This window comes from Pseudomonas sp. XS1P51 (assembly GCF_054897845.1).
In genome coordinates, this window is sequence record NZ_CM142707.1 from 1,476,043 (window position 1) to 1,495,000 (window position 18,958).

The window sequence follows — 18,958 nt, forward strand, 5'->3', positions numbered from 1 at the left end:
ATTATTCCTGTTGTTGTTTTATTGGACCGGCCAGCGGCAAACGGCAGCACATCAGCAGCCCGACCGGTTGGCGCCGGGCCTGCAATTCGCCGCCAAAACCTTCGATAATGCTGCGGCTCATGGACAGTCCGAGCCCCAGGCCATCGGCCTTGCTGGTGTAGAACGGGGTAAATATTTGCTCCAGTTCGGGCTCGCTGACGCCCGGTCCCTGGTCTTGCACACTGATTTCCACGCAGGCAGCACTGCCCTGCTCCGCCGCCATCACGATCAGCGAAGGCTGGCCCGGATGTTGTTCGCGGTTGGCATCGATGGCGTTGCGCAACAGATTGAGCAGGACTTGTTCCAGCAACACCCGATCGGCATAAACGGGCGGCAGATTATCCGGCAGGCGATCCTCGATTGTCACTTGGCAATTGCTCGCTTCCCAGGCGCACAAACGCACGGCTTCGCGGGCGACGTCGGTGAAATTCAGTGCCTGCATGCGCCGCTGCCCCTTGCGCAGAAACGCCCGTAACCGCCTGATCACTTCCGAGGCATGCGTCGCGTGATGGGTAATGCGTTCGAGTCCTTGCGCCACTCTGGCGGCGGCCTGGGGGTTGGAATCAAGAGTCTGCAGATAGCGCTGGCTGGCATTGGCGTAATTGACCACGGCGGCCAACGGCTGGTTGATTTCGTGGGCGATGCCGGAGGCCAGTTCGCCCAGGGTCACCAACCGCGCGGTGTGCGCCAGTTCGTCCTGATGACGGCGCTGCTGCACTTCGCGCAGTTCGCGTTCGGTCATGTCCCGCGCCACCAGTGAGTAATAGCGCTCGCCACCGGCCGAACGGTGCGCCAGCAGCACCAAGGACACTGGCACCGAAGTGCCGCCCCCCGGCGGTTGCAAGCGCGCATCGGTGCTCCACACGCCGTTGCGCTCGGCGCCGCTCCAGCCGTCGCGTTGCAGGCGGGCCAGGTCCGTGCTGGCGAACAACTGAGCCAGGGTCGGCATGGATTGTTGCTCGTCGATCCCGAGAATGCGCCGCGCCGCCGGATTGAGGTAGGTGACCTGCCCGTCAGGGTCGATGAACAACACCGGATCGGTGTTGGCCTCGACCACTTCGGCCAGGCGTCGTTTGTTCTCTTCGGCCTGCACCCGAGCGGTGATATCCCGGGACACGCTGACCACTTCGACCACCGCGCCGGTGTAGGTTTCACGAATCGCCCGGCTGGCGGTTTCGAACCACAGGTAATGTCCGTCCCTGTGGCGAATGCGATAGGTCATGGTCAGATAACCGTCCTGCTCCAGCGAGTCCCGCGCATGCTGCACCAGGCTGGCCAGGTCCTGGCCATGGAACAGGCTCTGGGCCATTTGCCCGCGTAATTCTTCCGGCCAGTAGCCGAGCAATGTCCAGGAGGCCGGCGACGCATCGAGAAAACGCCCGTCCGGTGTGTGTCGGGAAATCAGGTCCGTGGTGTTCTCGATGATCAGCCGGTACAGCCTGCGGGCCTTGGCTGCTTCGCGCTCGGCCAACACTTGCGCCGTCGCGTCGCGGCAGCGCGCCAGCACGCGGTTGTCCTGGGGGTCGGGGATAAACGTCCAGATCAGGATCTGCGCTTCGAACTGCGCCTCGACCCCTTCAATGGCGCGTTGCTGGTCAAGGCAGGCGCGTACCAGCACCCGATGATTGACCGGCAAAAAACCCAGTACATCGGTCAGCGGTTTCTCAGCCAGCAAGGCCAACAATGCGGCGTTGAATTCCAGCGGCCGCCCCTGTGCATCGAGCAGCAGACTCGGTTGCGGGTCGTGGCCCAACAGCGGCGAGCCACGCAGCATGCCGTTGACGCTGCTCAGCAAGGTCGTCAACAAGTCCTGCACCCAACCCAGCCAATCGAGGCTCACGCCGTCGCACACTTCCACCAGCAGCAGCCCTGCCTGCCCCGGCGTCAACTCCAGATCGAACACCTGGCCATGGCTGATGGCGGCCCGGCGCAGCCGGCCGGCCAACCAGCAGTCGAGTTGCCGCAGTTGTGCCAGATCCAGGCGCCCCGCCTCCGCCAGTTGGTCAAACAGCAACTGATCGCTGGCCAGTGAAGGGTCGCCCAGGCCCGGTGGAAAATGCTGGGCGGCGCCCTCGTGGCTGTAAATCCGTGCAGTGGGTTGCCAGCTCAGGTAAACCGCCCGGCGCACCTCGGGGCAATCCTGCAACGCACGACACAAGGCATCGGCCCGAGCGGCCAGGCAGACACCCTCGCGCTGCAGGCGCAGCCAGCTGTGCAATCGAACGGGAGTCAGGGTCATCACGGGTCCGCTTCGTTGGGGAAACCAAGGATATACCGGCCTCAGTGGTATGGCTGTATTCATTTGGATCAGTAAGAATCAACTATAGTAGTTATACTATATGACGTAGGTTGTACTTCCATATATGTAGCTGAATGTTATATAAAGCAGACCGGACATAAAAGGTGACCTCAGCGGCTACGCTGAAAGGCCACCTATAGAGCTAACAATCAGCCACCGAGTACCCGTACATGTCGATCTATGAACAAGGGCTAGGCCCTGCGGCTGTCAATCATATTGCCTTGTCGCCACTCAGCTTCATCGAGCGTACCGCCAGCGTTTATCCAAACTACCCCGCCGTCATCCATGGCTCCATTCGCCGTACCTGGGCGCAGACCTACACCCGTTGCCGACGACTGGCCTCGGCGCTGGCCGGTCGCGGCATCGGCAAGAACGACACCGTTGCAGTGATGCTGCCCAACATTCCCGAGATGCTTGAAGTGCACTTCGGCGTGCCGATGATTGGCGCCGTGCTCAACCCGCTCAACGTGCGTCTGGATGCCGAAGCCATTGCGTTCATGCTTCAGCATGGCGAGGCCAAGGTGCTGATCACCGATCGCGAGTTTCATGACGTGATTCACGCGGCGATCGGCATGCTGGACCACCCACCGCTGGTCATCGACGTCAATGATCCCGAGTACGGTGAAGGCCAGGCTGTCAGCGATCTGGACTATGAAGCGCTGTTGGCCGAAGGCGATCCGGCGTTCGCCTGGCAATGGCCGGTCAACGAATGGCAAGCCATCTCGCTGAACTACACCTCCGGCACCACCGGTAACCCGAAAGGCGTGGTGTATCACCATCGTGGCGCTTACCTGAACTCACTCGGCAACCAGATGACCTGGGCCATGGGCAACCATCCTGTGTACCTCTGGACGCTGCCGATGTTCCACTGCAACGGCTGGTGTTACCCGTGGATCATCACCTCCCTGGCCGGTGTGCATGTGTTCCTGCGTCGGGTCGATCCACAGAAAATCCTCACCCTGATTCGTGAACATCAGATCACTCACCTGTGCGCTGCGCCGATCGTGCTCAATGCCCTGGTCAACATGCCGGAGTCGGCGAAAGCGGCCATCGACCACCCGGTCAATGCCATGGTCGCCGGTGCCGCGCCGCCGGCCAAAGTGATCGGTGCCGTGGAAGAAATGGGTATCAAGGTCACGCACGTCTATGGCCTGACCGAAACCTATGGCCCGGTGACCCTCTGCGCCTGGCATGCCGAATGGGATGAGCTGCCACTGGAAGAACGGGCGCAAATCAAATCCCGTCAGGGTGTGCGTTACCCGACGCTCGAAGGCGTGATGGTCGCTGACTCGAAGACGCTGGAGCCAACCCCGCGAGATGGTCAGACCATCGGCGAGATCTTCATGCGCGGCAACACCGTCATGAAGGGCTACCTGAAGAACCCGACCGCCACCGCCGAAGCGTTTGAGGGCGGCTGGTTCCACACCGGCGACCTGGCGGTCTGTCATGCCGACGGTTATGTCGAGATCAAGGACCGGCTCAAGGACATCATCATCTCCGGCGGCGAGAACATTTCCACCATCGAACTCGAAGGTGTGCTCTATCGCCATCCGGGTGTGATGGAAGCCGCCGTGGTTGCCCGTCCCGACGAGAAGTGGGGCGAAACCCCCTGCGCCTTTGTCACGTTGAAGGCTGATCACCAGGATGTGCGCGAGGCCGACATCATCAGTTTCTGTCGCGAACACTTGGCCGGATTCAAAGTCCCGCGCACGGTGATTTTCACCCTGTTGCCGAAGACGTCCACCGGCAAGATCCAGAAGTACGTGCTGCGCGACAGGGCCAAGGCACTCTAACCGAACCAACGTCGTCCCCATCAAGCGGCAGGTGCTCTCGCCTGCCGCTTCGGGCTCGTGCAGGCTGAATTCGGCCCCGCCCTGCCCCCACACACCGATAACAAAAACAACGTGGAGCCACCCATGATCGACATCCATTCAACCGATACCCAACGCTGTGAACGTATTCGGACCAACCCGAAATTCCTTCAATTGGTGAGCAGCCGTTCGCGCCTGGCCTGGTCGCTGAGTGCTGCGGTGCTGGGCACTTACTACGCGTTCATGCTGGTGGTGGCGTTTGCCCCGCAGTGGTTGCATGCACCGCTCGCCGAACATCGGATGTTGACCCTGGGCATGCCGGTTGGCGCGGCGATCATCGTGTTTTCCTGGTTACTCACCGGGTGGTATGTCTACCGCGCCAACACGCGCTTCGACGCACTGGGTGCCGCCATTCTCGAGGAGAGCAAGTGATGACCCTGCTCCGTAAACTCGTCCTCGTGGCTGCAGGCCTGTTACCGGCCTCCATTGTGCTGGCCGCGCCCGCAGTGGGCGCAGTGGAAAAACAACCGCTCAACCTGCACGCCATCGGCATGTTCTTTGTGTTCGTGCTCGGCACGCTGGCAATCACCTGGTGGGCCGCGCGCCAGACCAAATCCACGTCAGACTTTTATACCGCTGGCGGTGGCATCACCGGGTTCCAGAATGGCCTGGCGATTGCTGGCGACTACATGTCCGCGGCCACACTGCTGGGGCTGTCCAGCCTGGTGTTCGCCAAGGGCTACGATGGCTTCATCTATACCATCGGCTTCTTCGTCGGCTGGCCGATCATCACCTTCCTGATGGCCGAGCGCCTGCGTAACCTGGGGCGCTACACCTTCGCCGACATCGTCTCCTATCGACTGGACCAGAACAAAGTGCGGATCTTCGCCGCGTTCGGCTCGTTGACGGTGGTGTGTTGCTACCTGATCGTGCAGATGGTCGGCGCCGGCCAGTTGATCAAGCTGCTGTTCGGTCTCGATTACCCAGTAGCCGTCGTGATCGTCGGCGCGTTGATGCTGGTGTATGTGATTTTCGGCGGCATGATCGCCACCACTTGGGTACAGATCATCAAGGCTGTGCTGCTGCTCGCCGGTGGCACGACCCTGGCATTCATGGCCATGTCGCAGTTCGGTTTCAGCTACGAAACCCTGGCCACCAAAGCCGTCGAGGCCCATGCCAGTGGCTGGAACATCATGGGCCCGGGCTCAATGCTCGCCGACCCGATCAACACCGCGTCGATGTCCCTCGGGCTGGTGTTCGGGATTGCCGGTCTGCCGCACATCCTGATGCGTTTCTTCACCGTGCCTAACGCCAAGGAAGCCCGTAAATCGGTGTTCTACGCCACCGGTTTCATCGGTTTCTTCTTCCTGGTGGTCTGCACCCTGGGCTTCGCCGCGATGGTGATCATCGGCACCGATCCGCAGTACTACGTCAATGGCGAGGTCGGCGGTGCCTTGATCGGCGGCGGCAACATGGTTGCGATGCACCTGGCAAAAGCGGTGGGCGGCAACCTGTTCTTCGGTTTCCTCTCGGCCGTGGCCTTCGCCACCATCCTCGCGGTGGTCTCCGGGCTGGCCCTGGCCGGTGCGTCGGCGATTTCCCACGACCTCTACGCCACCGTATTCAAGAAAGGCAAAGCCAGCCAGAAACAGGAAATGCGCGTGACCCGCATGGCCACCGTCGGCCTGGGCATCATCGCGATTCTGCTGGGCATTCTGTTCGAGAAGATGAACGTCGCATTCCTGGTGGGCCTGACTTTCGGCATCGCCGCGTCGACCAACTTCCCCGTGCTGATCATGGCCATGTACTGGAAAGGCCTGACCACTAAAGGCGCGATCATCGGCGGTTTCGCCGGCCTGATTTGTGCGCTGATGCTGGTGATCCTGTCGCCGGCCGTCTGGGTCACCGTGCTCGGCCACGCCCAGGCGATCTTCCCGTACGACCACCCGGCGCTGTTCTCCATGCCGCTGGCGTTCCTGGTGATCGTGGTGGTGTCCCGTCTCGATCGCAGCGTACGGGCCGACAAGGAACGTGACGCTTACGCCGACCAGTTCGTTCGCGCCCAGACCGGCCTCGGTGCTGCCAGCGCTTCCGCTCATTGATTGAAAGGGCACGGCCCGCCGTTGCGGCGCCGTGCCCACCGTACAACCGTCACTTTGAGGTTCACGTTATGCCCGAATTCAACGCCCCGCTGCGCGACATGCGCTTTGTCCTGCACGAAGTGTTCGACGCCCCGGCCCTGTGGGCGCGTCTGCCGGCCCTGGCCGACAGCGTCGACGCCGCCACCGCTGATGCCATTCTCGAGGAGGCGGCCAAAGTCACCTCGCACCTGATTGCGCCGTTGAATCGCAGCGGCGACGAGGAAGGCGCCCAGTGGGCCGACGGTCAGGTCAGCACGCCGATCGGTTTCAAACAGGCTTATGCCACCTACACCGAAGGTGGCTGGGTAGGCCTGTCCGGTAACGCCGATTTCGGCGGCATGGGCATGCCGAAGATGCTCGCCGTGCAGTTCGAAGAAATGCTCTACGGCGCCAATTCAAGCTTTGCCTTGTATTCGGCGTTGAGCTCCGGTGCCTGCCTGGCGCTGGATGCCCACGCCAGCGACACCCTGAAAAGCCTCTACCTGCCGCCCATGTATGAAGGCCGCTGGGCCGGGTCCATGTGCCTGACCGAAGCCCACGCCGGCACCGATCTGGGGATTATCCGCACCCGCGCCGAGCCTCAGGCCGACGGCAGCTACAGCATCACCGGCAGCAAGATTTTCATCACCGGTGGTGATCAAGACCTGACCGAAAACATCGTTCATCTGGTGCTGGCCAAATTGCCGGACGCGCCGGCGGGTCCAAAAGGTATCTCGCTGTTTGTGGTCCCCAAGGTGCTGGTCAATGCCGACGGTTCCCTCGGCAACGCCAACGCCGTGAGTTGCGGTTCGATCGAACACAAGATGGGCATCAAGGCCTCAGCCACCTGCGTGATGAATTTCGACGGTGCCAGCGGTTGGCTGGTTGGCGAAGCCAACAAGGGTTTGGCGGCGATGTTCACCATGATGAATTACGAACGCCTGTCCATCGGTATTCAGGGCATCGGCTGCGCCGAGGCGTCCTATCAGAGCGCCGTCGCCTATGCGCGCGAACGCGTTCAAAGCCGCGCACCGACCGGCGCCATCGCCCCGGACAAAGTGGCTGACCCGATCATCGTCCACCCCGATGTGCGACGCATGCTGCTCAGCATGAAAGCCATGACTGAAGGCGGCCGCGCGTTCGCCAGCTACGTCGGGCAACAACTGGACCTGGCGAAGTTTTCCGACGACGTCAAGGAACGGGACAACGCGCAAACCCTGGTCGCGCTGCTGACGCCGGTGGCCAAGGCCTTCTTTACCGACACCGGTCTGGAAAGCTGCATCAACGGCCAGCAAGTGTTCGGCGGCCATGGCTACATCCGCGAATGGGGCCAGGAGCAATTGGTCCGCGACGTGCGCATCGCACAGATCTACGAAGGCACCAACGGCATTCAGGCGCTGGACCTGCTCGGGCGCAAGGTGCTGGCCGATAACGGCGTCGCGCTGCGCCAGTTCACCGGTGAGATCCGCCATTTCGCCCATCAGCCTGACGCTCCGTACGCCGCACAACTGTTCGATGCCGTCCAGCGTCTGGAAGACCTGAGCGACTGGTTGCAGGATCGGGCCGCGACCGATCGCAACGAAGTCGGCGCCGCGTCGGTGGAGTATTTGCACCTGTTCGGTTACGTCGCCTACGCCTGGCTCTGGGCACGCATGGCCCGGGTTGCCCAGCAAAAGCTCGGTGACGATGAAGGGTTTTATGGCACGAAGATCGCCACCGCCGATTTCTACATCCACCGCTTGCTGCCACGCATTTTGAGTCTGGAGCAATCCATTCGCGCGGGCAGCGCCTCGTTGTTTGGCCTGCGCGCCGAACAGTTCTAACGATTGAACCGCACGCGGCGCCACGCTCCTCTCTATTCGGCGCTCGCGTTTTTTTATCGACAAGCCCTCGCCCACCTGGCGAGGGCGCGTGAACCGCTATTCCAAAATAATAACAAAGGGGCTTCACCATGGATCGCAACACCCGCACTCTCGCCACCCGACTGCTGCTGGCCGGCGGCGTCATCAGCCTCTCGGCCCCCGCCGCTGCTGACTTCATCAAGGACAGCAAGGCCAGCCTCGAGCTGCGTAACTTCTACTTCAACCGTGATTATCGCCAGGACAACGCCGCGCAATCCAAACAAGAGGAATGGGCCCAGGGTTTCCTGCTGCGTTATGAGTCGGGCTACACCGAGGGCTTGATCGGTGTCGGTTTCGATGCCATCGGCCTGGTCGGCGTCAAACTCGACTCCAGCCCCGATCGTGCGGGCTCCGGCCTGCTCCAGCGCCATCGCGACACCCGCAAAGGTGCCCAGGACGAGTACGGCGAACTGGGCCTGACCGCCAAAGTACGCGCCTCCAAAAGCACGCTGAAACTCGGCACGCTGCTGCCGAAACTGCCGACTTTGCTGGCCAACGATTCGCGGCTGTTGCCACAAACCTTCAAGGGCGGTCAGTTGACGTCGCTGGAAATCGAAGGCCTGACGGTGGATGCCGGGCGCCTGACGCAGGTCAACCAGCGCGACTCCTCGGACTACGAGGACATGGGCATTACCCGAACCGGCTCCAAGAACATCACGAGCCGCCATCTCGATAGCGACAGCTTCGACTTCGCCAGCCTGAACTACAAATGGACCAGCAACCTCGCCACCGGCTACAGCTACGGTCACCTCGACAATTTCTACAGCCAGCACCTGGTCAACCTGACCTACGTGTTGCCGGTCACAGCGGGGCAGTCGCTCAAGACGGACCTGCGCTTCGCCCGTTCCACGGACGATGGCGGCAGCAACGTCGACAACAATGCAATTGGCGCGATGTTCACCTACAACCTCGGCGGGCATGCGTTCGGCCTGGGTTATCAAGGCATGAGCGGCGACACCGGCTACGCCTACGTCAACGGTACCGATGCGTTCCTGGTGAACTTCGTGCAGATCGGCGACTTCGCCAACACCGACGAAAAATCCTGGCAGGCTCGCTACGACTACAACTTTGCTGCGATAGGTGTGCCTGGCCTGACCTTCATGACCCGCTACATCAGCGGTTCCGATATCGATCTGGGCAACAACCGCCCCGAAGGCAAGGAATGGGAGCGCGATACCGACATCGGTTATGTCGTGCAGAGCGGTCCGCTGAAGAATGTCGGGGTGAAATGGCGCAACGCGACCGTGCGCTCGACTCACTTTGGCAGCGACCTGGATGAAAACCGTTTGATCGTCAGCTACACCTTGCCGATCTGGTAAGTAGAGTCAGGTTTCACAAGGGGGACTCGCTTGGCGGCGCAGTCCCTCTTTTTTTGCTGCTGGACTTTCGCCCTGATGGCGGGCCTCTTCGCGAGCAGGCTCGCTCCCACATTAAACCGTGTCTATCTGAACAACTCGGACAACTGTGGGAGCGAGCCTGCTCGCGAAGGCGGCCTCAAAAGCACCAAAGATCAGAGTAGGATAAGATGCCTGCAAACTAGGCTCGCCACGAGACGCCCCGCATGCCAGATAACAGTCGGAACACTCCCCGCCTGATCAAGAAATACCCCAATCGCCGACTGTATGACACCCACACCAGCAGTCACCTGACCCTGGCGGACATACGCCAGCTGGTCGTCGATAAAATTGAATTTCAGGTGGTCGATGCCAAGAGTGGCGAGGATCTGACGCGCAGCATCCTGCTGCAGGTGATTCTGGAAGCGGAAAGCGGCGGTGAGCCGATCTTCACCAGCGAAATGCTGATGGGGATCATCCAGTTCTACGGCCCTTATCAGGGCGTTCTCGGCAGTTACCTGGACAAGAGCATTCAGACCGTGATCGACATCCAGTCCCAGACCGGCGCGCAGTCGTCCGAAGCCTGGAGCACCTTCATGCACCAGCAGGCACCGGTGATGCAGGACCTGATGCGTCAGTATGTCGACCAGTCAAAGGCGCTTTATCTCAATACCCAGAACATGTTTGGCCTGTTCGGCGGCAAGCCGGGTGCCGATGGCGGAACGAAAAAAAATGGCGATGGGGAATAAACCCATCGCCATTGGTGTAACGCTACCCATTTGACTTACTTGTTACCGCTGGTGGCCTTGGCGCCTGCTTCCGGGGCTGCCTTGGTGGCCGCGGCAGTCGCTGCATCGAAACCACTCTGAGCCACATCGGAAGCCTGTTTCACGGCTTTCTGTGCGCTTTCAAACACAGTACCGGCATTCGCCAGGCCCGACTTGAACGCAGCCACAACAGGCTCGGAACCGGCCGGTGCATTCTTGCTGATCTCTTCAACGAACGCCTGCACCTGCTGGGTGCCCGCCTCGACCTGACTCGACGTCAGTTGGGCGATGTCCGATTGCGTACCCACGATCAGCGCTTGAACCTGGCGGTTGAATTCGGCCAGACGTTCGGTTTGCGCGCTCGGCTGGGTGAAAGAAGCCTGCAGTTCAGCGAAGCCTTGTGGATCGCGGACGGCCAACAGCTTGCGAACGCCTTCGAAATGCTCTTCGGTGGAGTCGCGCAGTGCCTTGAACTGCAACTGGCTCAGCTGTTCAACACTGGCGAAGACTTTGCCGCTGATTTGCTGCAGCAGGTCGAGGTTGGCTTTCTGAGCGGATTGCAGTTTTTCCGAATTGAAAAAAGACATGCTTGAATCTCCTGGTACTGGAAGGCCCTGATGGACCTGAGGACGCGATAGCGATCCGGCCAGTCATCGCGTTAGCCTTGATATTGCAGTGCACAAAAAAATTTGGCAACGCCTATTTTTGTGCGGTGCAAAATAAACTTTGCTCACGCCCCCCCTCTTCGCTATAAACTCCAGCCTATCGAACAGCCAGCCTAACCTGTTAAGTCAAAGGGTTTAGATGGGCAGGTTCCCACGCATGGCGTCAGGAGTTCACGATGGGTCAGGAAGAAAATATTGCGCTGCAAGATGAAGAGCTTTCCGCACCCGCCAGTTTGTTCGAACACCTCAATCATCTGCAACGCCTCAATACCCGTAACGTCCTCGACGCCGTGCAGAAGCGCCAGGCAAAAACCTTCGCACCTTTGAGTCTTGGGCAACTCAGACAACCCACCCCCGCTGACTGGCAGGAATACTTCACCGACGTGGCCCAACGCAGCGTGCTGTTCTGGGACACCCTGCGTCAGCGCGGCGACAATACGCTGGCTCACGAACGCGCCGGGTATCCGTTGCTGCTCAAGTTCAACCATGAGTTGCTGGTCGAAGGCGCCGACCTGCCTCGCCCGGTCAATTACTCGCTGCTGCAGATTCTCGCGGGTCCCGGGCAACGGATCGACAACAAGAAACAACCGGTGGTCATCATCGACCCGCGTGGCGGCCACGGCTCGGGCATCGGCGGTTTCAAACAGGATTCGGTCATCGGTGAAAGTCTGCGAGCCGGTCACCCCACCTATTTCATCTCCTTCAGTCATTCGCCACGCCCCGGGCAAACCCTCGCGGACATCAGCGAGGCCCAGGCCCGGTTTATTGAAGTCGTCAGCGAACGACATCCCGACAGCGCCAAACCGGTGGTGATCGGCAACTGCCAGGCAGGCTGGGCATTGATGGGCCTTGCGGCCACACGCCCGGAACTGCCGGGGTTGATCATCGTCAACGGTGCGCCACTGTCGTACTGGGCCGGCGTCAATGGCCGTAACCCGATGCGCTACACCGGTGGTTTGCTGGGTGGCGGCTGGATGGCACGCCTGGGCAGTGACCTCGGTAACAGCCGCTTCGACGGCACCTGGCTGGTCAGCAATTTCGAAAACCTGGACCCGGCCAACACTTTTTGGGGCAAGTACTACCACCTGTTCAGTGAAGTCGACAGCGAGGCCGCGCGCTTTCTGGACTTCGAACGCTGGTGGGGCAGCCCGACCCTGCTCAATGGCGAAGAAATCGAGATGATTGTCGACGACCTGTTCATCGGCAATCAGTTGTCCGGCGGCCTGGGACGCAAAAGCAGCGGGCTTGACCTCAAACTGATCGAAGTCCCGGTGGTGGTCTTCTGCTCCTATGGCGACAACATCACCTCTCCACAACAGGCGCTGGACTGGATCACCGACGTTTATCCCAGCGATCTCGCCCTGCAAAGCGCCGGACGCACCATCGTTTACCTGCGACACGCCAGCATCGGTCACCTGGGCATCTTCGTTTCCGGTGAAGTGGCCAGGCGCGAACACCGTGAATTGCTCGGTGCGGTCGATGCGATCAATGCCCTGCCGGCCGGGCTGTACGAAATGCTGATCGACGATCTGCCGGAAAACTCACAGACACCGTACACCGTGCGCTTCGAACCCCGGCGTATCGCCGATATCCATGGCGATGCCAAACCACCCCGCGATGACGATCGTGAATTTGCCTTGGTCGAGCGCGCATCGGTCATCAACAACGGTCTCTATGACGGATTTGTACGCCCGTGGTTACGCCAGTTGGTCAACGAACCGAGCGCTGAATTGTTGCGCAAGGCACATCCTTTTCATCAGCAGCAAGTGATGTGGAGCAGCTTGAACCCGGCGCTGTGGTGGCTGGCGGACAGCGCCGCCAAGGTGAGCAAGGATCGTCATCGCGCAAGCCCGGACAACCCGCTGCTGGCCTGGCAGGAACTGTTTTCCAACCAGCTGCAGGATGCCTTGAACGGCTACCGGGATCTGCGTGATGCCGCTCAGGAAATGTGTTTCTACGGCGTGTATGGCGTACTCAATAACCTGGCCGGCAATGCAACGGGGCGAAATCTCCAGGAACACGCCGAGCTGCATGACAAGGTCCTGATCGAACGCCTGCAGGATGCCCTGCCCCTTGGCGGTCTGATGGAAGCCTTGATACGCATCCTGTTCCTGCTGGGCCGCGACAGCACCGAACCCGGCAAGGAAAGCGTCGAAAAATTGATCCAGCAAATGCAGGTATTGCTCAAGGACTACAGCGCGCAGCCGCTTGATCTTCGCGAAACCCTGAGCCTGCAAAAACTGCTGGTCGCCACCTACCCGCAAGAAAGCCTGCAAAGCCTGACCCTGATGCTTCCCGAGACCGAGGAACGCCAGCAGGTGCTGTCCGCCGTGGCCAATTTGCTGCCGGAACTGCTGACTGCCCAAGGAGCTGAAAACCCGTTCTGGTGTGAGCTGCACACACTGCTTGACGTCTCTCTGCCGGGTTTCAGCCTGACCCAACCGCCCAGTGAAGCCGATGCCGTCAAGGCGCCAGTCCCGGTCGTCACGCCTGAGCCGATCAAGCAGAAAGCCCCGCTGGTAGCGCCTAAGCCGAAAGCCCCAAAGGTGATTGAGCGAAAAGCTCCCGTGGTAACGCCTGAGCCCATCAAGCAGTTGGCCCCGGTCGTAACGCCGGAGCCGAAAACCCCTGAGCCGACCGAGCAGAAAGCCCCGGTGGTACCTCCTAAACCCATCGCCAAGGTTGCGAACCCAGCGCGCAAACCCGCCAAGGGCAAAAAAGGCGTGAAGACTCCACGGGTGAAATGACGCTGAATCGGTAACGAGAACCGCGTCAGACCGGCGCGGTTTCCTCGATTTCAAACGATTCATCGGACCGATACTGACCGGGTGTCATGCCAAACCAGCGACTGCACGCTTTGTTGAAGCTGCTGTGGTCATGAAAACCAAGGAGATACGCCACATGCTTCATGTTGAAGTGAGAATGGCGCAGGTAGAAATCGGCCAATTGCCGACGCACCGCGTTCTGCACGTCCTTGAATTGCGTCCCTTCCTTTTCCAGGGCGCGCTGCAACGTCCGCTTGCTCATGTTCAATGCCGCCGCGATCGCCTCCATGTCACATTGCCCCTGGCCCTGACTCAAGCGCTCGGTAATCAGCGCACGAACCCTGCCGACAATGCAGAAACCAAACAGCAGATCGAGTTGAGCCTCGGCAAAACTGTCATGCAGTACCGCCAACGCTTCGTTGGCCATGCTCAACGGACGCAGCAGCTCCTGCTCGTCAAACAAAATGCTGTCGTAAGCGGCGTCGAAATGCAGATCGCAACCAAACAATCGTCGATGCTCGGAGGTGTCTTCAGGTTCGGGATAGGTGAATCCCACGCTCAAGGGGTGCGGTGAGCTGCCGCCCGCCAGCTTACGGCAGAAACCCAGCAATGAAGCCAACCCGGCATCGGTGTATTGGCGGGGTTTGACCGATCCATTTTGTTGATGATCGAGCCCGGACAGTCGGTAACTCTGCTGTTCCGATGTAAAGAAAAGGCTGAATCCGGTGCCAATCAACGGACTGAAACGGACCAGGCGCTCAAGGGCTTTTTTCAGATTCAGACTGGACATCATGGTGTAGCCGACGATCTGAAAGCTGCCGGGGTGGAAACTGCCATAGGCCTTCAAGCCAATGTCCGGATCACCCGAGGTCTGAGCGGCCAGATCCCATAGTCGATAGATAAACCTTCGCTCGCAAAACGCTCCTGGTTTGTTCGCGAGATCAATGTCTAGTCCAGCCTCCCGACACAGACTGGCAACATCCAGTCCTTGAGCCGAGAGCGTATTTACCAGCACGCTGGCATAGCCTGAACTCATTCTATACATGGCGTCCTCAATGACCTGTGGAACCGAACATCCTGTCCGGAGCCATGACTGATCTGCAGTGAATCAAATGCTAACGGGTTCTTCAGTTGCCAATATTGATCCCAGTATAGGTACTCCTGGCTTTTAACCACTTTTTCAGACCGGTCGTCGCCCCGTAGCAACATCGACATGACGCAACGCGACGCCAAGAAGCAGTGAACAGTTCAGTTTCATTCCGGGCATGGCGCCGTTGGACACCAGACAGTCACCTCCCAACACTTCCGCACACCGCCCCGATACCGAACAATCCCCCATCTTGCAGCGCAAAATACAAAAAGGAAGAAGTGTATGAAGTCGCTTGGTCGTATTGCGTTGGTCACGGGTGGTATGGGTGGGATTGGTACTGCGATTAGCCAACGTCTGCACAAGGAAGGATTCAAGGTCATCGTCGGTTGCAGCTCCGATTCCGCCCGCAAGAACGACTGGATTGCCGCTCAACTGGCAGCGGGTTATCAGTTCGAATGCATCTACGGCGACATCACCGATTGGGAGTCGACCCGCAAGGCTTTCGAGATGGCCCGTGAACAATTCGGCCCCATCGATGTACTGGTCAACAACGCCGGCATCACTCGCGATGCCTCTTTCCGCAAACTCACCCCCGAAGACTGGAATGCCGTGATCGGCACCAACCTGACCGGCCTGTTCAACACCACCAAGCAGGTGATTGAAGGCATGTTGGCCAAGGGCTGGGGTCGGGTCATCAACATCTCCTCGATCAACGGTCAGCGCGGCCAGTTCGGCCAGACCAACTACAGCGCGGCCAAAGCCGGCATCCATGGCTTCACCATGGCACTGGCCCGGGAAGTGTCGGGCAAGGGCGTCACCGTCAATACCGTCTCGCCAGGCTATATCCAGACCAGCATGACCGCGGCCATCCGCCCGGACATTCTCGACACCATGATCGCGGCCACACCGGTCGGGCGCCTTGGCCAACCCGAAGAAATCGCCTCGATCGTGGCGTGGCTGGCTTCCGATGAATCGGGCTACAGCACCGGGGCCGATTTCTCGGTCAACGGCGGCATGAACATGCAATAGGCCTGTCAGGGCATGGAAGCCCTGATCCCGCTCGACAACATCTTAATGAGGTCACGCATGAACGAAGTCGTAATCGTTGCCGCTACACGTACCGCCATCGGCAGTTTCCAGGGTGCCTTGTCCGCGATTCCAGCCACCGAGCTGGGCGCAGCGGTGATTCGCCGCCTGCTTGAAGAGACCGGTCTCGACGGGGCCCAGATCGACGAAGTGATCCTCGGCCAGGTACTCACCGCAGGCTCCGGACAAAACCCGGCACGCCAGACGGCGATCAACGCCGGCCTGCCCCATACCACCCCTGCCCTGACCCTGAACAAAGTCTGCGGCTCGGGGCTCAAGGCTGTGCAACTCGCGGTCCAGGCGATCCGTTGCGGCGACGCTGAACTGGTGATTGCCGGCGGTCAGGAAAACATGAGCCTGGCGCCTTATGTGCTGCCCAAGGCACGCACCGGCCTGCGGCTAGGTCATGCGCAACTGCAAGACAGCGTGATTCAGGATGGACTGTGGGACGCCTTCAACGACTACCACATGGGCATCACCGCTGAGAACCTGGCCAGTCAGTACGAGCTCAGTCGCGAAGATCAGGATGCCTTCGCCGCGGCCTCGCAACAGAAAGCCGCCGCGGCCATCGAAGCCGGTTATTTCAAGCGTGAAATCACCCCGATCCTGATTCCTCAGCGCAAGGGCGATCCGCTGGTCTTCGACACCGATGAACAGCCGCGCCCGGGCAGCACGCTACAAGCCCTAGGCAACCTCAAACCGGCGTTCCAGAAAACCGGCAGCGTGACCGCCGGCAACTCGTCGACCCTCAACGACGGCGCCGCCGTGTTGTTGCTGGCGAGCGCCGCCAAGGCACTGGCCCTCGGTTTACCGGTGCTGGCACGCATCAAGGCCTATGCCAGCGCGGGCGTGGACCCGTCGATCATGGGCATCGGCCCGGTGCCGGCCACCCGCCTGGTCCTGGCGAAAGCCGGCTGGAGCCTGGACGACCTGGACCTGATCGAAGCCAATGAAGCGTTCGCCGCGCAGTCACTGGCGGTCGGCAAGGAACTGGGTTGGGACACCAGCAAGGTCAACGTCAATGGCGGCGCGATTGCGCTGGGTCATCCGATCGGCGCATCGGGGGCGCGGATTCTGGTGTCGCTGGTGCACGAGTTGATTCGTCGCGACGGCAAAAAAGGCCTGGCCACATTGTGCATCGGTGGCGGTCAGGGCGTCAGCCTGGTCATTGAACGATAGAAGAAACACAGGGCTGCTTGCTTGACTGCTGACGCGGTGCCGAAGTCCGGCGCCGCGGTTTTTTTTCTGCCCGGTTTATTTATGTGGGCAAGGAGTTCCATGGACAACAACGCGCATACCTTCAACACCTTCTGGTCAGGCCAGGTACCGTTCATTGCCTCCTTTGCAGTGCAACAATTACGTCTCTGGGTCAGCACCAATCCGTGGTTTACCGGGCAGGAATACAACGAGTGGTTTGACCTGCCGCGCGGCACCCTCGACAGCCTGCAATCGGACTATCAGCAACAATGGGGCGACCTCGGCCAGCGTCTGCTGACCGGCCAGCCCTTCAGCTTCGAAGATCGACGTTTCGCCAGCGGCAACTGGAGCCAGCCGCTGTTCGGTTCCCTCGCGGCGTTTTACCTGCTCAACGCAGGCTTTCTCCTGAAACTGCTCGACAAACTCCCGATCAAGGACAAAAAACCACGTCAGCGTTTGCTGTATCTGGTGGAGCAAGCCATTGCCGCCGGTGCGCCGAGCAATTTCCTCGCCAGTAACCCCGATGCCCTGCAGCGAGCCGCAGATACCCAGGGAGGCAGCCTGCTTTCAGGTCTGCTGCACCTGGCCAGCGACCTGCAGGAAGGCAAGATGCGCCAATGCGACAGCGGCGCGTTCAAGGTCGGCGTCGATCTGGCCAACACCCCCGGCGAAGTGGTCTTCGAAAATGAGCTGTTCCAGCTGATTCAGTACTACCCGCAAAGCGAAACCCAGTACCAGCGCCCGGTATTCGTCGTACCGCCGTCGATCAACAAGTACTACATCCTCGACCTGCGCCCGGACAACTCGATGGTTCGCCATCTGTTGCAGCAGGGTCATCCGGTGTTTCTGATGTCGTGGCGCAACTTCGACCCGGAACACGCCGGCACCACCTGGGATGACCTGATCGAAACCGGCATCATCAAAGGCCTGCAAGTGACCCGCGAGATCAGCGGCGAGCAACGCCCCAATTGCGTGGGTTTCTGCATCGGCGGCACGCTGTTGAGCTCGGCGCTGGCGGTATTGGCGGCGCGCGGCGACAAGGACATTGCCAGCGTCAGCCTGCTGACGACCTTCCTCGACTACCTCGATACCGGCCCCATCGACATCTTCGTCGACGAGCAACTGGTGGCCTACCGCGAGCGCACCATCGGTGGCCTGAACGGCCCCATCGGCTTGTTCAAGGGCGAGGACATGGGCAATACCTTCTCGTTGCTGCGCCCCAACGACTTGTGGTGGAACTACAACGTCGACAAGTACCTCAAGGGTCAGAAACCGAACGCCCTTGACCTGCTGTTCTGGAACAACGACAGCACCAACCTGCCGGGGCCGATGTACTGCTGGTACCTGCGCCACACCTATTTGCAGAACGACCTGAAATCCGGCGAGCTGGACTGCTGCGGAGTCAAGCTGGACCTGCGCGCCATCGACGCCCCGGCTTACATCCTCGCCACCCATGACGATCACATCGTGCCGTGGCGCAGCGCCTATGCCAGCACCGAGCTGCTGTCCGGGACCAAGCGCTTTGTGTTGGGCGCCTCGGGGCATATCGCCGGGGTGATCAATCCGCCCGCCAAGGAAAAACGTCACTACTGGACCAACAACCGAGTCACCAAGAACCCTGAAACCTGGTTCAAGAATGCCCAGCAACATCCCGGCAGCTGGTGGAACGACTGGTTCGTCTGGCTGGCTGACCACGCCGGCGAACGTCAGCCCTCGGTGCTGCACACCGGCAACGCCCAGTACCCGGCGATTGAGTCGGCGCCTGGGCGTTACGTGATGCAATGATCGACAACCCCGCGCGATAACCTCTATGGCGCGGGCTTCCCTCTCTTCACCCATCCCCGCAAAAATTCCAAACACAGCACATACACTCAATATCCTCGT

Annotated in this window: 13 protein-coding genes; 10 read left to right on the plus strand and 3 right to left on the minus strand. The window is 60.3% G+C overall.

What is annotated here, in order from left to right; translation table 11 throughout:
* Nucleotide 1 precedes the first annotated feature (1 nt).
* A complete protein-coding gene (locus tag ACYZUD_RS06800) occupies nucleotides 2–2,278 on the minus strand; it encodes a PAS domain-containing sensor histidine kinase (RefSeq protein ID WP_462023228.1) in 2,277 nt (758 codons plus the stop codon).
* A gap of 230 nt (nucleotides 2,279–2,508) precedes the next feature.
* Here ACYZUD_RS06800 and ACYZUD_RS06805 point away from each other — a divergent pair, with 230 nt between their 5' ends.
* The 6 genes from ACYZUD_RS06805 to phaR all read left to right on the plus strand — a co-directional run bounded on the left by ACYZUD_RS06805 (nucleotide 2,509) and on the right by phaR (nucleotide 10,253).
* Nucleotides 2,509–4,131 carry an acyl-CoA synthetase gene (locus ACYZUD_RS06805; protein ID WP_462023229.1) on the plus strand — a complete coding sequence of 541 codons (1,623 nt, stop codon included), beginning with the start codon at nucleotides 2,509–2,511 and terminating at the stop codon, nucleotides 4,129–4,131.
* 123 nt (nucleotides 4,132–4,254) lie between these two features.
* Nucleotides 4,255–4,581 carry a DUF485 domain-containing protein gene (locus ACYZUD_RS06810; protein WP_462023230.1) on the plus strand — a complete coding sequence of 109 codons (327 nt, stop codon included), beginning with the start codon at nucleotides 4,255–4,257 and terminating at the stop codon, nucleotides 4,579–4,581.
* Nucleotides 4,581–6,251 (plus strand): cation acetate symporter, encoded by a 1,671-nt coding sequence (locus ACYZUD_RS06815; RefSeq protein WP_462023231.1) that lies wholly within the window; start codon nucleotides 4,581–4,583, stop codon nucleotides 6,249–6,251. Before ACYZUD_RS06810 ends, ACYZUD_RS06815 begins: the two co-directional genes overlap by 1 nt.
* A 68-nt stretch (nucleotides 6,252–6,319) precedes the next feature.
* Nucleotides 6,320–8,092, plus strand: coding sequence for an acyl-CoA dehydrogenase C-terminal domain-containing protein (locus ACYZUD_RS06820; RefSeq protein WP_462023232.1), 1,773 nt, complete (start codon nucleotides 6,320–6,322; stop codon nucleotides 8,090–8,092).
* Nucleotides 8,093–8,220: 128 nt separating this feature from the next.
* Nucleotides 8,221–9,489, plus strand: coding sequence for an OprD family porin (locus ACYZUD_RS06825; protein ID WP_462023233.1), 1,269 nt, complete (start codon nucleotides 8,221–8,223; stop codon nucleotides 9,487–9,489).
* Between the two features lie 242 nt (nucleotides 9,490–9,731).
* Nucleotides 9,732–10,253 carry a polyhydroxyalkanoate synthesis repressor PhaR gene (gene phaR / locus ACYZUD_RS06830; protein ID WP_462023234.1) on the plus strand — a complete coding sequence of 174 codons (522 nt, stop codon included), beginning with the start codon at nucleotides 9,732–9,734 and terminating at the stop codon, nucleotides 10,251–10,253.
* A gap of 35 nt (nucleotides 10,254–10,288) precedes the next feature.
* On the opposite strand, the gene phaP is transcribed toward phaR, so the two are convergent.
* The gene (phaP, locus tag ACYZUD_RS06835) at nucleotides 10,289–10,858 is read right to left on the minus strand and encodes a TIGR01841 family phasin (RefSeq protein WP_462023235.1); all 570 of its coding nucleotides are present in this window, start codon (nucleotides 10,856–10,858) and stop codon (nucleotides 10,289–10,291) included.
* A gap of 254 nt (nucleotides 10,859–11,112) precedes the next feature.
* Between phaP and ACYZUD_RS06840 the strand changes: the two genes are divergently transcribed.
* Nucleotides 11,113–13,683 (plus strand): DUF3141 domain-containing protein, encoded by a 2,571-nt coding sequence (locus ACYZUD_RS06840; protein WP_462023236.1) that lies wholly within the window; start codon nucleotides 11,113–11,115, stop codon nucleotides 13,681–13,683.
* Nucleotides 13,684–13,708: 25 nt separating this feature from the next.
* On the opposite strand, the gene ACYZUD_RS06845 is transcribed toward ACYZUD_RS06840, so the two are convergent.
* Entirely contained in the window at nucleotides 13,709–14,746 is a 1,038-nt protein-coding gene (locus ACYZUD_RS06845; RefSeq protein ID WP_462023237.1) for an AraC family transcriptional regulator, read from the minus strand.
* Nucleotides 14,747–15,073: 327 nt separating this feature from the next.
* Here ACYZUD_RS06845 and phbB point away from each other — a divergent pair, with 327 nt between their 5' ends.
* The 3 genes from phbB to phaC all read left to right on the plus strand — a co-directional run bounded on the left by phbB (nucleotide 15,074) and on the right by phaC (nucleotide 18,859).
* On the plus strand, nucleotides 15,074–15,820 hold the full coding sequence (gene phbB, locus ACYZUD_RS06850; RefSeq protein WP_462023238.1) for an acetoacetyl-CoA reductase: 747 nt from the start codon (nucleotides 15,074–15,076) through the stop codon (nucleotides 15,818–15,820).
* Between the two features lie 57 nt (nucleotides 15,821–15,877).
* On the plus strand, nucleotides 15,878–17,056 hold the full coding sequence (locus ACYZUD_RS06855) for an acetyl-CoA C-acetyltransferase (protein WP_462023239.1): 1,179 nt from the start codon (nucleotides 15,878–15,880) through the stop codon (nucleotides 17,054–17,056).
* Between the two features lie 99 nt (nucleotides 17,057–17,155).
* On the plus strand, nucleotides 17,156–18,859 hold the full coding sequence (phaC, locus tag ACYZUD_RS06860; protein WP_462023240.1) for a class I poly(R)-hydroxyalkanoic acid synthase: 1,704 nt from the start codon (nucleotides 17,156–17,158) through the stop codon (nucleotides 18,857–18,859).
* The last annotated feature ends 99 nt before the right edge of the window (nucleotides 18,860–18,958 follow it).